Origin of the sequence: Lutibacter sp. Hel_I_33_5, from assembly GCF_007827455.1 — a bacterium.
In the GTDB taxonomy this organism is placed as follows: Bacteria; Bacteroidota; Bacteroidia; order Flavobacteriales; family Flavobacteriaceae; genus Polaribacter.
This window is the reverse complement of sequence record NZ_VISM01000001.1, coordinates 2569186-2588187: the sequence shown is the minus strand read 5'-3', so window position 1 is coordinate 2588187 and position 19002 is coordinate 2569186. Positions and strand designations below refer to the sequence as shown.

Annotated in this window: 23 protein-coding genes; 2 read left to right on the top strand and 21 right to left on the bottom strand. The window is 32.1% G+C overall.

Features of this window, described 5'->3' with window-relative positions; genetic code table 11:
* On the top strand, positions 1 to 264 hold the full coding sequence (locus OD91_RS11440; protein ID WP_144896518.1) for a hypothetical protein: 264 nt from the start codon (positions 1 to 3) through the stop codon (positions 262 to 264).
* Positions 265 to 287: 23 nt separating this feature from the next.
* The gene (locus OD91_RS11435) at positions 288 to 1148 is read left to right on the top strand and encodes a T9SS type A sorting domain-containing protein (RefSeq protein WP_144896517.1); all 861 of its coding nucleotides are present in this window, start codon (positions 288 to 290) and stop codon (positions 1146 to 1148) included.
* Here the strand turns inward: OD91_RS11435 and OD91_RS11430 are convergent.
* The 21 genes from OD91_RS11430 to rpsE all read right to left on the bottom strand — a co-directional run bounded on the left by OD91_RS11430 (position 1138) and on the right by rpsE (position 19001).
* Positions 1138 to 1812, bottom strand: coding sequence for a PrsW family intramembrane metalloprotease (locus OD91_RS11430; RefSeq protein ID WP_144896516.1), 675 nt, complete (start codon positions 1810 to 1812; stop codon positions 1138 to 1140). The two genes, OD91_RS11435 and OD91_RS11430, sit on opposite strands and share 11 nt — an antisense overlap.
* A gap of 130 nt (positions 1813 to 1942) precedes the next feature.
* A complete protein-coding gene (leuB, locus tag OD91_RS11425; protein WP_144896515.1) occupies positions 1943 to 2998 on the bottom strand; it encodes a 3-isopropylmalate dehydrogenase in 1056 nt (351 codons plus the stop codon).
* A gap of 47 nt (positions 2999 to 3045) precedes the next feature.
* Positions 3046 to 4569: an alpha-isopropylmalate synthase regulatory domain-containing protein gene (locus OD91_RS11420; protein ID WP_144896964.1), complete on the bottom strand. Its 1524-nt coding sequence runs from the start codon at positions 4567 to 4569 to the stop codon at positions 3046 to 3048.
* 21 nt (positions 4570 to 4590) lie between these two features.
* Positions 4591 to 5190, bottom strand: coding sequence for a 3-isopropylmalate dehydratase small subunit (leuD, locus tag OD91_RS11415; protein WP_144896514.1), 600 nt, complete (start codon positions 5188 to 5190; stop codon positions 4591 to 4593).
* Between the two features lie 89 nt (positions 5191 to 5279).
* Positions 5280 to 6680, bottom strand: coding sequence for a 3-isopropylmalate dehydratase large subunit (gene leuC / locus OD91_RS11410; RefSeq protein WP_144896513.1), 1401 nt, complete (start codon positions 6678 to 6680; stop codon positions 5280 to 5282).
* Positions 6681 to 6870: 190 nt separating this feature from the next.
* The gene (gene ctlX / locus OD91_RS11405; protein ID WP_144896512.1) at positions 6871 to 7806 is read right to left on the bottom strand and encodes a citrulline utilization hydrolase CtlX; all 936 of its coding nucleotides are present in this window, start codon (positions 7804 to 7806) and stop codon (positions 6871 to 6873) included.
* A gap of 86 nt (positions 7807 to 7892) precedes the next feature.
* On the bottom strand, positions 7893 to 8807 hold the full coding sequence (locus tag OD91_RS11400; protein WP_144896511.1) for a dimethylarginine dimethylaminohydrolase family protein: 915 nt from the start codon (positions 8805 to 8807) through the stop codon (positions 7893 to 7895).
* 66 nt (positions 8808 to 8873) lie between these two features.
* Positions 8874 to 10160, bottom strand: coding sequence for a citrate synthase (locus OD91_RS11395; protein ID WP_144896510.1), 1287 nt, complete (start codon positions 10158 to 10160; stop codon positions 8874 to 8876).
* 158 nt (positions 10161 to 10318) lie between these two features.
* The gene (gene eno / locus OD91_RS11390; protein WP_144896509.1) at positions 10319 to 11608 is read right to left on the bottom strand and encodes a phosphopyruvate hydratase; all 1290 of its coding nucleotides are present in this window, start codon (positions 11606 to 11608) and stop codon (positions 10319 to 10321) included.
* A 122-nt stretch (positions 11609 to 11730) separates the two neighbouring features.
* The gene (gene carA, locus OD91_RS11385) at positions 11731 to 12846 is read right to left on the bottom strand and encodes a glutamine-hydrolyzing carbamoyl-phosphate synthase small subunit (protein ID WP_144896508.1); all 1116 of its coding nucleotides are present in this window, start codon (positions 12844 to 12846) and stop codon (positions 11731 to 11733) included.
* A gap of 89 nt (positions 12847 to 12935) precedes the next feature.
* A complete protein-coding gene (gene rplQ, locus OD91_RS11380; RefSeq protein ID WP_144896507.1) occupies positions 12936 to 13409 on the bottom strand; it encodes a 50S ribosomal protein L17 in 474 nt (157 codons plus the stop codon).
* A 60-nt stretch (positions 13410 to 13469) separates the two neighbouring features.
* Positions 13470 to 14462, bottom strand: coding sequence for a DNA-directed RNA polymerase subunit alpha (locus OD91_RS11375; protein ID WP_144896506.1), 993 nt, complete (start codon positions 14460 to 14462; stop codon positions 13470 to 13472).
* 95 nt (positions 14463 to 14557) lie between these two features.
* Positions 14558 to 15163 (bottom strand): 30S ribosomal protein S4, encoded by a 606-nt coding sequence (gene rpsD, locus OD91_RS11370; RefSeq protein ID WP_144896505.1) that lies wholly within the window; start codon positions 15161 to 15163, stop codon positions 14558 to 14560.
* Between the two features lie 84 nt (positions 15164 to 15247).
* Positions 15248 to 15631 (bottom strand): 30S ribosomal protein S11, encoded by a 384-nt coding sequence (rpsK, locus tag OD91_RS11365; RefSeq protein ID WP_144896504.1) that lies wholly within the window; start codon positions 15629 to 15631, stop codon positions 15248 to 15250.
* A 76-nt stretch (positions 15632 to 15707) separates the two neighbouring features.
* Positions 15708 to 16073: a 30S ribosomal protein S13 gene (gene rpsM / locus OD91_RS11360; RefSeq protein WP_144896503.1), complete on the bottom strand. Its 366-nt coding sequence runs from the start codon at positions 16071 to 16073 to the stop codon at positions 15708 to 15710.
* Positions 16073 to 16189 carry a type B 50S ribosomal protein L36 gene (ykgO, locus tag OD91_RS11355; RefSeq protein WP_004568720.1) on the bottom strand — a complete coding sequence of 39 codons (117 nt, stop codon included), beginning with the start codon at positions 16187 to 16189 and terminating at the stop codon, positions 16073 to 16075. The genes rpsM and ykgO overlap by 1 nt, the downstream gene beginning before the upstream one ends.
* Positions 16190 to 16263: 74 nt before the next feature.
* Entirely contained in the window at positions 16264 to 16479 is a 216-nt protein-coding gene (gene infA, locus OD91_RS11350; RefSeq protein ID WP_144896502.1) for a translation initiation factor IF-1, read from the bottom strand.
* A 4-nt stretch (positions 16480 to 16483) separates the two neighbouring features.
* The gene (secY, locus tag OD91_RS11345) at positions 16484 to 17806 is read right to left on the bottom strand and encodes a preprotein translocase subunit SecY (RefSeq protein WP_144896501.1); all 1323 of its coding nucleotides are present in this window, start codon (positions 17804 to 17806) and stop codon (positions 16484 to 16486) included.
* Positions 17807 to 17820: 14 nt separating this feature from the next.
* The gene (gene rplO / locus OD91_RS11340; protein WP_144896500.1) at positions 17821 to 18270 is read right to left on the bottom strand and encodes a 50S ribosomal protein L15; all 450 of its coding nucleotides are present in this window, start codon (positions 18268 to 18270) and stop codon (positions 17821 to 17823) included.
* Between the two features lie 12 nt (positions 18271 to 18282).
* On the bottom strand, positions 18283 to 18465 hold the full coding sequence (gene rpmD, locus OD91_RS11335; protein WP_144896499.1) for a 50S ribosomal protein L30: 183 nt from the start codon (positions 18463 to 18465) through the stop codon (positions 18283 to 18285).
* 11 nt (positions 18466 to 18476) lie between these two features.
* On the bottom strand, positions 18477 to 19001 hold the full coding sequence (rpsE, locus tag OD91_RS11330; RefSeq protein ID WP_144896498.1) for a 30S ribosomal protein S5: 525 nt from the start codon (positions 18999 to 19001) through the stop codon (positions 18477 to 18479).
* Between the last annotated feature and the right edge of the window lies 1 nt (position 19002).

Here is a 19002-nt window from a genome sequence, read left to right as displayed (position 1 = left end):
ATGAAAACAAAAATCTGCTATGTATTATGTTGTTTTTTTCTTAGTCCAATTTTTGGACAGGGGAACATTGATAATTTTAAAGAAAAATTCACCCTACCAATAGAAGTCAAAGAAACTTCTGGTTTACTTTTTTTTAATGACAAAATAATTACTCATAATGATAGTGGATATGCTGCTAACCTTTATGAGATAGATAGTCTTTCTGGGCTTATAACTAGAACTGTAAAATTATTAACGCAACTAATATTGATTGGGAAGATATAACTCAGAATGATACACATATTTTTGTGGGTGATATTGGTAATAATAAAGGTAACAGAACAGATTTAACTATATATAAAATTGAAAAAGAAGCTTATAAAAATTCTACCTCGGTAAATGCTGAAATTATTTCTTTTTCTTATGAAGACCAAACTGATTTTACAATCAATACAAACAATCATAACTTTGATGCAGAAGCAATTGTTGTCTATCATAATGATTTATTAATTTTTACAAAAAATTGGAAAGATCTTAAAACGAATGTCTATAAATTACCTATAGCAAAAGGCAATTATTCTGCAAAGAAAATTAGCACAGGTAACATCGAAGGGTTAATTACTGGGGCTACATATCCTAGGTTAGGTGGAGGAAATTTTTTTCTTTGTGGCTATGATGCTAATTCCATCCCTTTTTTAGTTATAATAAATCAAAATAGAAAACCTGGAGATGATATTTTTTATTCATCTTTTGAAAAAATATCACTAGAAAATGAATTAGGACAAGGAAGCCAAATAGAAGCCATTACCAGTTATGACTTTGGTAAAATGTACATTTCTAGAGAGTTTTTAAGCACAGCTATAAACGGCAATACTTTTAACTTCCCTCAAAAACTATATCAATTTGAAGAAATAATTTCATCACTACTTTCAACAAAAAATCACATAAAAAGTACGGTTACATTCTCACCAAATCCAGTTACCGATATTCTGAAAATTTACACTAAGAATAATATTAATTCAATAGTACTTTATAATTCTTTAGGCAAAAAAATTAACGAACTCAAGAACATCAATCATATAGATACTTCAAATCTTCCAAAAGGGATTTACTTTATTAAAGTCAGTTTTGAAAAAACCAATATTTATAAAAAAATAATCAAGCTTTAAATTGAGAACTATTCTGATGCCTTTTCATGGCTTTTTTAGACAAGAAAATTCCAACAAATAAAGATAAGATTGCGCCTACAAAAGTTCCAGGAACAAAATCAATAAATAAGAAGAAATCATATGCACCATGAAACAGTGTTGCCGCTAACAATCCGAATAAATTGAGTTGAGTTTTGTTTGGAGAAAACTTTGCCTTCCCCATAAAATATCCCATTAATATCGCAAAAGTTGCATGGGCTGGAACAGCAGTAAACGCTCTAACAATTCCCGTTCCTGCTCCATATTGAAACGTATATAATATATTTTCTAAGGTTGCAAACCCCATAGAAACCATCACTGCATAAACAATTCCATCAAAAGGTTCGTTAAATTCTTTATTGTTTTGCGCAACATATTTTACAATTACAAACTTAGCAAACTCTTCTACTAATGCTACCACAATAAAAGCTTTAACAAATTGCTGAAGAATACTTTTTTCATCAGCAGTTGGAATTAAGTTTCCTAAAACAGCACTCAAAACAAAAGTGATTAAAATACTTGCCGTTGCTCCTAAAATAAAGTTTCTCAACAAAAACTTTATGGGTTCTTTTTCAAACCTATCTTTATAATAAACATATAAGATAATTACCATAGCTGGTGCAACTGCAAGAAGTAGTAAGTTCATTTTGTAAATATATAAAAAGCGAATTACTGATTCCCGTTTTCTCGAGAATGACAAAAAGAAAAAAAGCATCCAACTTATTCTGAACTCGTTTCAGTGTTGAATGCTTTTTAGTATAAAGTTTTTTTTTATTTTAAATATTGGAAGCTAACCAATCTCCAACTTCAGAAGTTCCATAAGATTTTCCTCCGTCTGCTAAATCTTCTGTTACAAAACCAGCATCTAATGCCTTATTTACAGCATTTCTAATTGCTTTACCTTCTTCCTGTAAACCAAAATTTTCAAACATCATAGCTGCTGATAAAATAGTTGCCATAGGATTTGCAATATTTAATCCTGTTGCTTGTGGATATGAGCCATGAATTGGTTCAAACAACGCATTCTCTGTTCCAACAGAAGCAGAAGGCATTAATCCCATAGAACCAGAAATTACTGACGCTTCATCCGTTAAAATATCTCCGAATAAATTTTCTGTAATTAACACATCATAACTATTTGGCCATTGTACCAAACGCATTGCAACTGCATCTACAAATTCATAAGAAACTTCAACTTCTGGATAGTCTTTTTCCATTGCTTGCACAGTTTCTCTCCATAATCTTGACGTTTCTAAAACATTCGCTTTATCAACACAACACAATTTCTTAGAACGTGTCATTGCTAATTCAAAACCTTTTTTAGCTAAACGTTGTACCTCAGCTCTAGTATACACACAATTATCAAAAGCTGTTTCTCTACCATCTCTTCTACCCTTTTCACCAAAGTAAATTCCCCCCGTTAATTCACGTAAAAAAACTAAGTCAGTTCCTTCAATACGTTCTCTTTTTAAAGGTGATTTATCTAATAATGATGGAAATGTAAACGTTGGTCTTACATTTGCAAATAAGCCTAATTTCTTACGCATTTTTAATAATCCTTGTTCTGGACGAACGGTTGCTGAAGGATCATTATCAAATCTTGGATGACCAATTGCACCAAATAATACTGCATCTGAAGCTACACAAATTTCATGTGTTTCATCTGGATACGGTTCTCCAACCGCATCAATTGCTGCAGCACCTGTTAAGGCTGGAGTCCAAGTAATTTCATGATTATATTTTTCTGCAATTGCATTAGATACTTTTACGGCTTGATCTATTACTTCTGGACCAATACCATCACCTGCTAAAAGTGCAATGTTTAATTTCATAATTTTTATTGAATGATTAAATAATTAAATCTTTTAATGTTTAATTTTTAAATAATATTGAGCATCTTCTCTGTAGCTTTAATTGCAGATACTGTTTGATCTGAATCTAAGCCACGTGTTTTAAATTCGTGTTTATCTTCTTTCCAAGTAATAATTGTCTCACATAAAGCATCAGAATTACTTCCTGGTGGAATTCTAACTGCGTAATCTATTAAACTTGGCAACTCTTTTTTGTTATGTGTTTTATATAATTTTCTCAAAGCATTCATAAATGCATCAAACTGTCCATCACCTTGTGCATGCGCTTCATATAAAACTCCTTCAACCTTTAATTGTAATGTGGTTGATGGTTTCATTCCTTTTGCATGCCCTAAGACATAATTTTCTACAACAACACTTTTTTCAATAGTATTGCTATCTAGAACATCAGAAATTATATACGGTAAATCTTCTTGAGAAACGACTTCTTTTTTATCTCCTAGTTCTATAATTCTTTGAGTAACTTTTTTAAGATCTTCATCATTTAAACTGATTCCTAAATCTTGTAAGTTCTTCTGGATATTAGCTTTACCTGAAGTTTTTCCTAATGCATATCTACGTTTTCTACCAAATCGCTCTGGCATTAAATCATTAAAATATAAATTATGCTTATTATCTCCGTCTGCGTGAATTCCTGCAGTTTGCGTAAATACATTTGCGCCTACCACTGGTTTATTCACTGGGATTCTAAAGCCTGAAAAAGTTTCTACAAGTTTACTAACTTTATGCAACGCTTTTTCATTTACAGTAATAGTAGCTTCATCAGATAAAAAATCATTTACCACAGCAATTGCACTCGCTAATGGTGCATTTCCTGCACGTTCACCCATTCCATTTATGGTTAAATGCAATCCATTTGTACCAGCTTTTACAGCTTCCATCACGTTTGCAACCCCTAAATCATAATCGTTATGACCATGAAAATCGATATGAGCATTTGGATATTTCGCTCTAACTTCTTTTACAAATTCGAAAGTTTCTTCGGGAGTTAAAACTCCTAAGGTATCGGGTAATAAAAAACGTTCTACATTTTGAGTCGATAAGAAATCTAAAAATTGAAAAACGTATTCTTTCGAATTACGCATTCCGTTAGACCAATCTTCTAAATAAACATTTGTTTTTATTCCGTTTTTAGACGCTAATTCAATTGTATCTTTTATACCAGAAAAATGTTGCTCTGGTGTTTTTTTAAGTTGATGTGTAAGATGATTTAAAGAACCTTTGGTTAATAAATTCTGAACTTTTGCGCCAGATTCAATCATCCAATCGATAGATTTTCCACCATCAACAAAAGTTAACACTTCAATTTTATCAATAAAATTATTTTCTGTTGCCCAAGAAGTAATGCTTTTTACAGCTTCTAATTCTCCTTTAGAAACACGCGCAGAGGCAATTTCTATTCGATCTACTTTTAATTCTTCTAATAATAGTTTTGCAATGGTTAATTTTTCTGAAACAGAAAAAGACACGCCAGACATTTGTTCACCGTCTCGCAGAGTCGTATCCATTATTTCTATCCTTCTTGCCATAATCAACTTAATTAAAAAGTATACTTAGAAAGGTCTTGTTTCTGCAAATGCTGAAATCTCGTTTTCGATATTTTTTAAATAATCAATATCATCAAAACCATTTAACATATTGTCTTTTTTATAAGCATTTATGTTAAAAGATTCAGATTCTCCAGTAGCTACTAAAGTTACTGTTTGATTTGGTAAATCAACGTTGATTTCTGTTTTTGGATCTGCCATAATAGCTGTAAACAACGTATCTGCAAATTCCGCAGAAACTTGAACTGGTAAAACTCCAACGTTTAAACAGTTATTTTTAAAAATATCTGCAAATGCTGATGAAATTACACAACGTAATCCAAAATCGTACACAGACCAAGCTGCATGCTCTCTAGAAGAACCAGAACCGAAGTTTCTACCTCCTACTAATATTTTTGAACCTGCATAAATTTCTTTGTTTAAAGGAAACTCTGCTTTTGGTGTTCCGTCTGAATTATATCTCCAATCACGAAAAAAATTAATATCAAAATCTTTACGCTCTGTTGCTTTTAAGAAACGAGCAGGGATAATTTGATCTGTATCTACGTTTTCTGTTGGTAACGGATATGCTGTACTTGTTAATACATTAAATTTATCGTAAGCCATATTTTTATGCTTTTAGCCTTTAGCTTATAGCTGTTGGCAATAATTTATAATTTTTTAGCTAATGGCTATTTACCAAAAGCGAATAGCTATTATGCTGTTAATAATGTTCTTGGATCTGTAACTACACCTTCAACCGCAGATGCTGCAGCCACTAAAGGAGAAGCTAATAATGTTCTTGATCCTGGTCCTTGACGTCCTTCAAAGTTTCTGTTTGATGTTGAAACTGATAATTTTCCTGCTGGAATTTTATCATCATTCATTGCCAAACAAGCCGAACATCCTGGTTCTCTTAATACAAAACCTGCATCATCAATTATTTTATCTAATCCTTCTGCTTTAATTTGATCTACTACTTTATGTGATCCTGGTACTAACCAAGCTGTAACATTATCTGCCTTTTTTCTTCCTTCAACAATAGAACAAAATGCTCTAAAATCTTCTATACGTCCGTTTGTACAAGAACCTAAAAACACAAAATCAATTTCTTTACCAATCATAGAATCTCCTTCATTGAAAGACATATATCCTAACGATTTCTTATACGTTGCTGCACCGCCTTCTACATCTCCAGATTTAGGGATATTCTTCGTTACACCCATTCCCATTCCTGGGTTTGTTCCATATGTAATCATTGGCTCAATATCAGATGCTTCATAATTGAATTCAATATCAAACTCGGCGTTATCATCTGATTTTAAGGTTTTCCAATATTCCATGGCGCTATCCCAATCTGCTCCTTTCGGAGTTTGAGAACGTCCTTTTATATAATCAAACGTTTTTTCATCTGGAGCAATCATTCCACCACGTGCACCCATCTCAATAGATAAATTACACACAGTCATTCTTCCTTCCATGGTCATATCTTCAAAAACATCACCTGCATATTCTACAAAATATCCTGTAGCTCCAGAAGTTGTTTGTTTTGCAATAATATATAAAGCAACATCTTTTGGAGTTACACCCAAACCTAACTTTCCATTTACGTTGATACGCATGGCTTTAGGTTTTGGCTGCATGATACATTGTGTAGACAATACCATTTCTACTTCTGATGTACCAATACCAAAGGCAATAGCACCAAAAGCTCCATGAGTAGATGTATGCGAATCTCCACAAACAATCGTTGCACCCGGTAAAGTAATTCCGTTTTCAGGTCCAACAACGTGAACAATTCCGTTGTTTTTATCACCCAATCCCCAGTGAGAAATTCCATGCTTTTTAGCATTCGATTCTAATGCATTTAACTGATTTGCAGATAATGCATCTTCTACTGGTAAATGTTGGTTTATGGTTGGTGTGTTATGATCTGCAGTTGCAAATGTTTTTTCTGGATAAACCACAGAGTTTCCTCTACTTTCTAATCCTAAAAATGCAACTGGACTTGTAACTTCATGAATGAAATGACGATCGATAAAAAACACATCTGGTCCATCTTTAACTTGACGAACAACGTGCGAATCCCATACTTTGTCAAATAATGTATTTGCCATTTTTTAAACTTTAATTGTTTGTTTTATAATCAACTACCAAAAGTACTATAATTGTATACTTTGGGGTCTTTTTTTTGAATAACTGCATTATACTCAATTCTAAAAATAATACGTAATTATTTAAAAATCAGTACTTTGACAAAAACTAAATACGAAGTCTATAAACAAAGTAGAGAACTGTTTTTTTTCTTTATTTTTTAGGAAGGAAAATTTCTGCCATCATACATCGTGCAGATCCGCCACCACATGCTTCAATTGTATCTAAAGAACTTGATATAATTTCACAATGATTATTTATTTTCTGAATTTGAGAAACAGTTAACGAATCAAATGCTGCTTGGCTCATAATTAAGAACAATTCATCATTTTTTCCACGGACTTGCAGCATATTACCTGCAAAATTATTTACCTGTTCTTCTGTAATATCGATAACCTGTTTACCATCTTCTTTTAGATGTTTTAAAACGTTTTTTCGTTCTTTTTTATCATCAATAGACGCTAAACAAATTACAGCAAAAGTTTCTGCCAAACACATCATAACATTGGTATGATAAATAGCTTCTCTCGATTCATTTACTGTTTGATTGGCAACAAAAACGACTGGTGTATATTCAAAATCTTCACAGAATTCTATAAATAATTCTTCGTCTGCTCTTGGAGACAACGCACAATATGCTTTTTTATTTATTCGATCTAGCAGCAGACTTCCTGTACCTTCTAAAAACACTTTTTCTGCTTCAGCAGCTGTATAATCAACAATATTTTCAATTGAAAAACCATTCGACTCTAATTGTTCTAACACATCTTCTCTTCGCTCTAATCGTCTGTTTTCTGCAAACATAGGATACAATGCTACCGTTCCATCTTGGTGAAAAGAAATCCAGTTATTAGGAAAAATAGAATCTGGTGTATCAAACTCTTTCGTGTCTGAAACCACAATAACGTTGATACCATAACTACGTAGTTTTTCTACATAAGTATCAAACTCTTCTTGCGCTTTTGCATTTACGGTGGCAGGCAATAAGTTATCAATTACTTTTTGATAATAATTGTTTACAGCCGTTTGCTCATTCATCCTAAAATTAATAGGACGCACCATTAAAATGGTATTTGTAGTTTGTTGCATTGCTTTAAATTCTAAAACACAAAATTAGTTTATTTTATGATGAAAAAATAAATTAATTTGGATCATGAAAAATAAAAAATAACTAACTAATCTCTAATTAAAGGCATGGTAGAACAGCGTAACAAACCTTCTTGTTTTGCTATTTCTGCATAAGGAACTTCTTCAACCGTAAACCCTTGTTTTCTAAGCCAACTATTTAATCGGGTGAAGTTTTTCTCTGAAATAATTACTTCTTCAGAAATAGAAAACACATTACTATTCATGTTGTACATTTCTTCTTTCGTAATTTCAAAAATGTTCTCTTTTCCAAAATAATTTACTAACCATTCGTATTCACTCTCAACTAAAAATCCATTTTTATGAAGTATTGCTTTGTCTTTTCCTATCGGTTGAAAACAGCAATCTAAATGTAATGCATTTTCTTTAGCTTCAGTATTTGATTTACGCAACTCAAAGGCTTTCACAATCTTGTCTGGAAACAATTCTTGCAACGCAATGACTGCATCTGTATTAGTTCTTGCAGTAATATAATCTGGATAATCTGCACCGGAATACGTACCTATAAAAATATGATCGTTCCAAGGCATTACATCACCTCCTTCTACATGACATTCTTCTGGAAGCTCAATAATTTTTGCTGGATCAATTAAACTCAACACATGTTGTATGGCTTTGTATTCACCATCTCTATCGGGTAAAATATTTGCTTTAACCAATGTATCTTCAATCACAAAAGCGATATCTCTAGAAAATATTTGATTGTAATTTTTTACAACTTCTGGTCTATAGACTTCTACATTGTATTTTTTAAAAACAGTTGCAACAGCTTCCATTTCCGGAATCATATCTTTTTCTAACGGATAGGTTCCATCAATAACATGCTGCCTACTTTTAGGATCGTAACAATCCTCAACTTTTGGTGTAGGTCCATTACTTTCTGCAGTTCCTAAAATTACGGCACGTAATCTAGATGTTTCATTTTTAACGTTGAGCTGTATCATATCGCCAAATATAAAAAAAGCTTCATTAAAAAATGAAGCTTTAAACTGTTAAATATGCAATAATATTTATCGCTTGTTAATGTCTTTAAATTCTTTCAAGTTCTCACCTGTATATACTTGACGTGGACGACCGATTGGTTCTTTGTTTTCACGCATTTCTTTCCACTGAGCAATCCAACCTGGTAAACGACCTAAAGCAAACATTACAGTAAACATTTCTACTGGAATCCCCATAGCTCGGTAAATTATTCCTGAATAAAAATCTACGTTTGGATATAATTTTCTTTTTACAAAATACTCATCATTTAACGCTTCTTGCTCTAACCCTCTTGCAATGTCTAAGATTGGATCTTCAATTCCTAAGTCATTTAACACTTCATTTGCAGCAACTTTAATGATGGTTGCTCTTGGGTCAAAGTTTTTATATACTCTGTGTCCGAAGCCCATTAACCTAAAAGGATCTGATTTATCTTTAGCTTTCGCCATGTATTTTTTAGTATCTCCTCCATCTTCTTTAATCGCCTCCAACATTTCTAAAACCGCTTGATTTGCACCACCATGTAATGGCCCCCATAATGCAGAAATTCCTGCAGAAAGAGAAGCAAATAAACCTGCATGAGACGAACCTACAATTCTTACTGTAGAGGTAGAACAGTTTTGCTCATGATCTGCATGTAAGATTAATAATTTATCTAAAGCATCTTTTATAATTGGATTTATTTCATATTCTTCATTAGGTTTTTCGAACATCATTTTCATAATATTCTCTACATATCCTAAAGATTTTGAACCATAATTTAATGGCAATCCTTGTGTTTTACGCATTGCCCATGCAACTAACACTGGAAATTTTCCCATAATTCTAACAATAGAATTATACATTTCTTCTTCAGAATCAACATTTACAGACGATGGATTAAATGCAACTAACGCACTAGTTAAAGAAGACAAAACACCCATTGGGTGTGCATTCTTTGGAAAAGCATCGATAATCTTCTTAACATCTTCATCTACGATGGAATTAGATTTAATATCGTCATGAAATTTATCTAACTGTTCTTTATTAGGTAAATCACCAAAAATTAGTGCATAAGCAACTTCTAAGAAATCAGCTTTTTCAGCTAAATCTTCAATTGAATACCCTCTGTAACGTAAAATTCCTTTTTCTCCATCTAAAAAAGTAATAGCACTTTCGCAAGAACCTGTATTTTTATATCCTGGATCTATTGTTATAACTCCTCCAGAAACACCTCTAAGAGTTTTTATATTTATAGCAACTTCATTTTCAGTTCCCTTTATTAAAGGAAATTCATACGATTCATCACCAATTTGTAGCTTCGCTATATCTGACATTTTATTCTTTTTTTATTTGTTGAAGTGAGCCCACGAAGATACCAATTTTAAAAGGATTTCAAAAATTGACTCTATAAATTTTTGTTATAATTTTATAAAAAAAATAAAACCTCATAAAATGAATTATGAGGTTTCAATAATATCTTTTTTAAATAGAATTAAATCTTAAATGCTTTTTCTTGAGGATAATAAGCTACTTCGTCTAATTCTTCTTCAATTCTTAATAATTGATTGTACTTAGCCATTCTATCTGAACGTGAAGCAGAACCTGTTTTTATTTGACCACAGTTTAATGCAACTGCTAAATCTGCAATAGTATTATCTTCAGTTTCACCAGATCTGTGAGACATTACAGACGTATATCCTGCATTTTTAGCCATATTAACGGCAGCAATAGTTTCTGTTAATGTACCAATTTGATTAACTTTAATTAAGATTGAATTTGCAATGTTATTTTCAATTCCTCTAGATAAACGCTCAACATTCGTTACAAATAAATCATCTCCAACTAACTGAACTTTATCTCCAACAATTTCTGTTAAGTATTTCCATCCTTCCCAATCGTTTTCATCCATTCCATCTTCAATTGAAATAATTGGATACTTAGCTGCTAATACGGCTAAATAATCTGCTTGTTCTTTACTTGAACGAATTTTACCTGTAGGCCCTTCAAATTTTGTATAATCGTATTTACCATCAACATAAAATTCTGCTGCTGCACAATCTAAGGCAATCATAATATCATCTCCTAAAGTGTATCCTGCATTATCTACTGCTTTTTTTATTGTATCTAAAGCATCTTCTGTTCCGCCTTCTAAATTTGGTGCAAAACCTCCTTCATCTCCAACAGCTGTAGATAAATTTCTATCGTGTAAAACTTTCTTTAAGTTATGAAAAATCTCAGAACCCATTTGCATTGCCTGAGTAAAGTTTTTTGCTTTTACTGGCATTACCATAAATTCTTGAAATGCGATAGGTGCATCTGAATGCGAACCACCATTAATGATATTCATCATTGGCACAGGTAATGTATTGGCAGAAACTCCACCTACATATCTATATAAAGGTAATCCTAACTCGTTTGCTGCTGCTTTTGCAACTGCTAATGAAACTCCTAAAATTGCATTCGCTCCTAATTTAGATTTATTTGGTGTTCCGTCTAATTCAATCATTGTTTGATCGATTAGATTTTGATCGAAAACAGAAGTTCCTAATAAGGCTCCAGCAATTTCTTCATTTACATTCTCTACTGCTTTTAAAACTCCTTTACCCATATAGGCTTTACCACCATCACGTAACTCTACTGCTTCATGTTCTCCAGTTGATGCTCCAGAAGGAACAGCTGCTCTACCTAAAACACCGTTTTCTGTAACTACATCTACTTCTACTGTTGGATTCCCTCTTGAATCAAAAATTTGACGTGCGTAAACCTTAATTATTATGCTCATTTTTTAGTTGTTTTTTATCTAAAAATCAATTTAGATGACTATTAATTTAGCTGCTAAATTATAAAATTGTGCTATTTCTTATGTTACCGAATGGTAAATATTACGAAAACGTTTTCAGTATGTTAAGCTTCTACTTTAGCTTTATTGATATTTTCTATAAATTGATCAAATAAATACTCTGCATCGTTTGGTCCAGGACTTGCTTCTGGATGATATTGGACTGAAAAACAGTTTTTATCTTTCATTTTAATTCCTGCTACAGTATGATCATTTAGATGAACATGTGTAATTTCTACGTCATTATGCGCTTCAGCTTCTTCTCTATTGATAGCAAAACCATGATTTTGAGAAGTAATTTCTCCTTTCCCTGTTAACAGGTTTTTTACTGGATGATTAATTCCTCTATGGCCATTATGCATTTTATAAGTTGAAATTCCATTTGCTAATGCAATAACTTGATGACCAAGACAAATTCCAAATAATGGTAAATCTCTTTTAATAATTTCTTTTGCAGTATTTTGAGCATCAACTAATGGTTCTGGATCACCAGGTCCATTAGAAATAAAATATCCATCTGGATTAAAAGATGCTAATTCCTCAAAACTAGCATTATAAGGAAATACTTTTATGTAGGCTCCTCGTTTTACAAAATTTCTAAGAATATTTTTCTTAATTCCAATATCTAATGCAGAAATCTTAATCGGTGCATTTTCATCACCAACAAAATAAGGTTCTTTTGTAGAAACTTTAGAAGCTAATTCTAAACCTTCCATACTAGGTACTTTCGCTAACTGCTCTTTTAAGGCATCAATATTATCAACCTCTGTAGAAATGATTGCATTCATTGCACCATTATCTCTAATATAAGCAACTAGCGCTCGAGTGTCTACATCTGAAATTGCAACTAGATTATGTTTTTGAAAATAATCATATAAATTTCCGTTCGAATCAACTCTAGAATGAGGATAACTAAAATTTCTACAGATTAAACCAGAAATTTTAATTCCGTCAGATTCTACTTCATTATCATTTACTCCATAATTTCCAATATGAACATTGGCAGTTACCATTAATTGTCCAAAATAAGACGGATCTGTAAAGATCTCCTGATAACCCGACATACCTGTATTAAAACAGATTTCTCCAGTTGATGTTCCTTCAATTCCTACAGACTTACCGTAAAAAATGGTTCCGTCTGCTAATAAAACTAATGCTTTCTTTCTTGTTTGGTATTTCATTTTATAAAAAAAGTTTTACAAAAATAACATAAAAAAAGGGATAAACTAAAAAGTTTATCCCTTTGATATGAATATTTATACATTCATATTTATTCTTCAGAAGTTTCTTCCGTTGCAACTTCAACAGTTTCCACTTTATCAGCTTTTTTAGTTCTACCTCTACGAGTAGATTTTTTAGCTTTTTTACCTTTAGGATTGTAAATTTCGTTGTAATCAACTAATTCTACCATAGCCATAGGAGCATTATCTCCTTGACGGTTTCCTAATTTGATAATACGAACATAACCACCTGGTCTGTCTGCAATTTTTACAGATACTTCTTTAAATAATTCTGTAACTGCAAATTTATCACGTAAATAACTAAAAACAACACGTCTATTATGAGTTGTATCTTCTTTAGATTTTGTAATTAAAGGTTCTACAAACTTACGTAAAGCCTTCGCTTTTGCTACTGTAGTGTTAATACGCTTATGTTCTATTAAAGAACATGACATATTAGCTAACATCGCCTTTCTGTGCGCTGTTTTTCTTCCTAAATGATTGAATTTCTTTCCGTGTCTCATGACGTTTTGTTTATACTTTCATCTTGCATCAACTCTTTATGAGGAGCAAAATATGAAAGATTAATCTTTATCTAATTTGTATTTACTTAAATCCATTCCGAAATTCAATCCTTTTACATTTACTAGTTCTTCTAGCTCCGTTAAAGATTTTTTACCGAAATTTCTAAATTTCATTAAATCGCTTTTATTAAAAGAAACTAAATCTCCTAATGTATCTACCTCTGCTGCTTTTAAACAATTTAAAGCTCTAACAGATAAATCCATATCGATTAATCTAGTTTTTAATAACTGACGCATGTGTAATGATTCCTCATCATATGTTTCAGTTTGTGCAATTTCATCTGCTTCTAATGTAATACGCTCATCAGAGAATAACATAAAGTGATGAATTAATATTTTTGCAGCCTCAGTTAAAGCATCTTTTGGATTGATTGAACCATCAGTATCTATATCAAATATTAATTTTTCATAATCCGTTTTTTGCTCAACACGAAAGTTTTCAATAGAATACTTAACGTTTTTTATTGGCGTGTAAATAGAATCTGTATAAATAGTTCCTATTGGCGCTCCTGCTTTTTTATTTTCTTCTGCAGGTACAAACCCTCTACCTTTTTCTATAGTAAGTTCCATGTTTAATTTCACAGACTTATCCATATTACAGATAACTAAATCAGGATTTAAAACTTGGAAACCAGAAATAAATTTCTGTAAATCTCCTGCAGTTAATTGATCTTGACCCGATACAATTACTGAAACAGTTTCTCTTTCAGATTCTTCAATCTGCTTCTTAAAACGTACTTGTTTTAAGTTTAAGATAATTTCTGTAACATCTTCTACAATTCCTTTAATAGTAGAAAATTCGTGCTCTACACCATCTAATCTTAATGAAGTAATTGCAAACCCTTCTAAAGATGATAATAATACTCTACGTAGTGCATTACCAACTGTTAAACCAAAACCTGGTTCTAAAGGTCTGAACTCAAATCTACCAGAAAAATCTGTAGATTCAATCATTATTACTTTATCTGGTTTTTGAAAATTTAAAATTGCCATAGTTTTCTTCGTTTTGATTGTTATTTAGTTGCGCGGTCTGTAAGTTTGAAGAAGTCAAACAAACCCTTTGGCCAAATACCAATGTTAATTATTTATTATTTAGAATATAATTCTACGATTAATTGTTCTTTGATATTTTCAGGAATTTGTAATCTCTCTGGAGCTTTTACAAATGTTCCTTCTTTTTTATCTGAATTCCAAGTTAACCATTCGTAAACAGCACTACTTGAAGCTAAAGCATTTTCAATAGCTTGTAAAGATTTAGATTTTTCTCTAACAGCAACAACATCTCCTTCTTTTAAACTATAAGATGGAATGTTTACAATACCACCATTTACAGTAATATGTCTGTGAGAAACTAATTGACGAGCTCCACTACGTGAGTTAGAAACACCCATTCTGAAAACAACGTTATCTAAACGAGATTCACATAATTGTAATAAAACTTCACCTGTAATACCTTTAGAGGCAGAAGCTTGTTTAAATAAGTTACTGAATTGACGCTCTAAAATACCATAGGTATATTTTGCTTTTTGCTTTTCCATCAACTGGACAGCATATTCAGATTTTTTACCTCTTCTTCTAGCATTTCCATGCTGTCCTGGAGGGTAATTTCTTTTTTCGAAGTTCTTATCTTCTCCGAAAATTGCTTCGCCAAATTTACGAGCAATTTTAGTTTTTGGTCCTGTATATCTTGCCATTTCTTAATTATTAAAAGTAAGGATTATGAATTAAGGCTTTCTCCTTCGATAATCTTAAAATTCTTACTTTAGTTAAAATATTTATTATACTCTCCTTCTTTTTGGTGGACGACACCCGTTGTGTGGTACTGGTGTTACATCAATAATTTCTGTAACTTCAATACCTGCATTATGCAAAGAACGGATTGCAGATTCTCTACCATTTCCTGGTCCTTTTACATACACTTTTACTTTACGTAAACCTGCATCTTTTGCAACGGTTGCACAATCTTCTGCTGCTAATTGAGCTGCATATGGAGTATTCTTTTTTGAACCTCTAAAACCCATTTTACCTGCAGATGACCATGAAATTACGTCACCTTTTTTATTTGTTAAAGAAATAATGATATTGTTAAAAGATGCAGTTACATGCGCCTCTCCAACAGAATCTACTATTACTTTACGTTTTTTTGAACTTGCTTTTGCCATAATTATTCAGTTTTAGTAATTTAGTTTTCTAATATGATAGCTTACACTACGATTAGATCTTTATTACTTATCTAACTTATTTTTTCTTGTTAGCTACAGTTTTACGCTTACCTTTTCTAGTTCTAGAGTTATTCTTAGTTCTTTGCCCTCTTAAAGGAAGACCTAATCTATGACGAATACCTCTTTGACATCCAATATCCATCAAACGTTTGATGTTTATTTGAACTTCCGAACGTAATTCTCCTTCAATTGTAAATGACCCAATTTGCTCTCTAATTGCAGCAATTTGATCATCGTTCCAATCTTGAACTTTGATAGACTCATCTACTTTTGCGCTTGCTAAAACTTCTTTAGCTCTACTTTTTCCGATACCAAAGATGTAAGTTAATGAAATAACTCCTCTTTTGTTCTTTGGGATATCAATACCTGCTATTCTTGCCATTACCCTTGTCTTTGTTTAAATCTAGGATTCTGTTTGTTAATCACATATAATCTGCCTTTTCTGCGAACTATTTTGCAGTCGGCACTTCTTTTTTTAACTGATGCTCTAACTTTCATCGATTCTAATTTTATTTAAAAATTAAAAGATTTAAAAATTTAAAATCTTATTAATCTTTCAATTATTTAATTCTTTAATACCTATAAGTAATTCTTGCTTTTGTTAAATCATAAGGACTCATCTCTAATTTCACCTTATCACCAGGTAATAATTTGATATAATGCATACGCATTTTACCAGAAATGTGTGCCGTAACAATATGTCCGTTTTCTAACTCTACACGAAACATTGCATTTGATAATGCTTCTGTTATCGTTCCGTCTTGCTCAATTGCCGGTTGTTTAGCCATATTATTATTTGTTTGATTTTCTATTACTATTTCCTGTCTTCATTAAACCATCATAATGACTGTTTAATAAATATGCATTGATTTGCTGTAACGTGTCTATTGCTACACCAACCATAATGATCAAAGATGTTCCTCCATAGAACATAGACCAACCTTGTTGCACACCAAATTGATATACAATTGCTGGTAAGATTGATAAGGCTGCTAAAAATAACGATCCTGGGAACGTAATTCTAGATAATACAGAATCTAATCTGTCAGCAGTATCTTTTCCTGGTCTAATTCCTGGAATAAATCCTCCACTTCTTTTTAAGTCCTCAGCCATTTTATTGGTTGGGATTGTAATTGCTGTATAAAAGAAACTAAAAATGATAATTAATAATGCAAAAATAACATTATACCATAATCCATTTATATCTTGTAAACTTGCTATTGCAGGAAATCTTTGAGCTAAAGCAATTGGTAAAAACATAATTGCTTGTGCAAAGATAATTGGCATTACACCTGCTGCATTCAACTTTAAAGGAATATAATCTCTAGATCCTTGTACATTCTGAATATTACCTGCAACGGTACGTCTTGCATATTGTACTGCAATTTTACGCACTGCTGTTACTAATAATACTGTTAAAAGAATTACTACAAACCAAACAATTACTTCAATTAATATCATCATAATTCCACCTGCACCCGCATTGGTTGTTTTAGAAACAACCTCTTGCATAAATGCTGCTGGAAAACTAGCAATAATACCTACTGTAATTAATAAAGATATACCATTACCAATTCCCTTATCTGTAATACGCTCTCCTAACCACATTGCAAAAATTGTTCCTGCTGTTAATATGATTATTGAAGATATCCAGAAAGTAGGTCCTGTAACTAAAAACGCTTCTGGTCCTAAACCAAATGAGTTTTGAATGGTACCAATATATGTTGGTGCTTGTACTAATGTAATAGCAATAGTTAACCAACGTGTTATTTGTGTAATTTTTTTACGTCCACTTTCTCCATCTTTCTGTAGTTTTTGTAAATAAGGAACTGCAATTCCCATTAACTGAACTACAATAGATGCAGAAATGTAAGGCATAATACCAAGCGCCATTACTGATGCTCTAGAAAATGCTCCTCCTGTAAATGCATTTAATAATCCTAAAAGACCACTTGATGTACCATCCTTTAACGCTGTTAATTGTAATGGATCTATACCAGGTAATGGTACAGCTGCCATAAAACGATACACTGCAATTAAACCGATAGTTAGAAGAATTTTATTTTTTAATTCTTCTATCGCAAAAATCTCTCTTAGTCTATTTATAATACCCATCTTTTATAAAAATATTATAAAGAAACTGCTTCACCACCAGCAGCTTCAATAGCCGCTTTTGCAGATGCAGTAAATTTATGAACAGTAATATTTAACTTCGCTTTTAATTCTCCGTTACCTAGTATTTTTACTAAGTCGTTTTTACCTGCTAATCTATTAGCAACTAAAATATCTAAATCAACAGTGTCTTTAATAACACCACTGTCAACTAAAGCTTGTAATTTATCTAAATTGATTCCTTGATATTCCTTACGGTTTATGTTTGTAAAACCAAATTTAGGAACACGTCTTTGTAATGGCATTTGACCACCTTCAAAACCAATCTTTCTAGAATAACCAGAACGAGACTTTTGTCCGTTATGACCTCTTGTTGATGTTCCTCCGTGACCAGATCCTTCACCTCTTGCAATTCTTTTTCCTTTTTTAGTGGAACCTTCTGCAGGTGTTAAATTGTGTAAACTCATTTTATATATGTCTTATTTAGTTTCTTCAACAGAAACTAAGTGTTTAACTGTATTTACCATACCAACGATAGAAGGAGTTGCCTCATGTTCTACAGTTTGATTCATTCTACGTAAACCTAATGCCTCTAAAGTCCTTTTTTGGTTCTTAAGGCGTCCGATTTGACTTTTTACTTGTGTAACTTTTATTTTTGCCATCGTTCTTAGATTTAACCGTTAAATACTTTTTCTAAAGAAACACCTCTTTGCTTAGCAATAGTTGCTGCACTACGCATTTGTAACAATGCATCAAAAGTTGCTTTTACCACGTTATGTGGATTAGATGATCCTTGAGATTTTGATAATACATCATGTATCCCAACAGACTCTAATACAGCTCTTACAGCTCCACCAGCAATAACTCCCGTACCATGAGATGCAGGCTTGATGAATACTTTTGCACCACCAAATTTACCTTTTTGCTCATGAGGTAATGTTCCGTCTAAAATTGGAATTCTTACCAAGTTCTTTTTTGCATCTTCAATTGCTTTTGCTATTGCAGAAGCAACATCTTTAGATTTTCCTAAACCTTGACCTACAACTCCGTTACCATCTCCAACAACAACAATTGCTGAAAAACCAAAAGCTCTACCACCTTTAGTTACTTTAGTTACACGTTGTACACCTACTAATTTATCTACAAGCTCTAATCCGCTTGGTTTAACTCTCTCTACGTTTTTATAACCTAACATAATT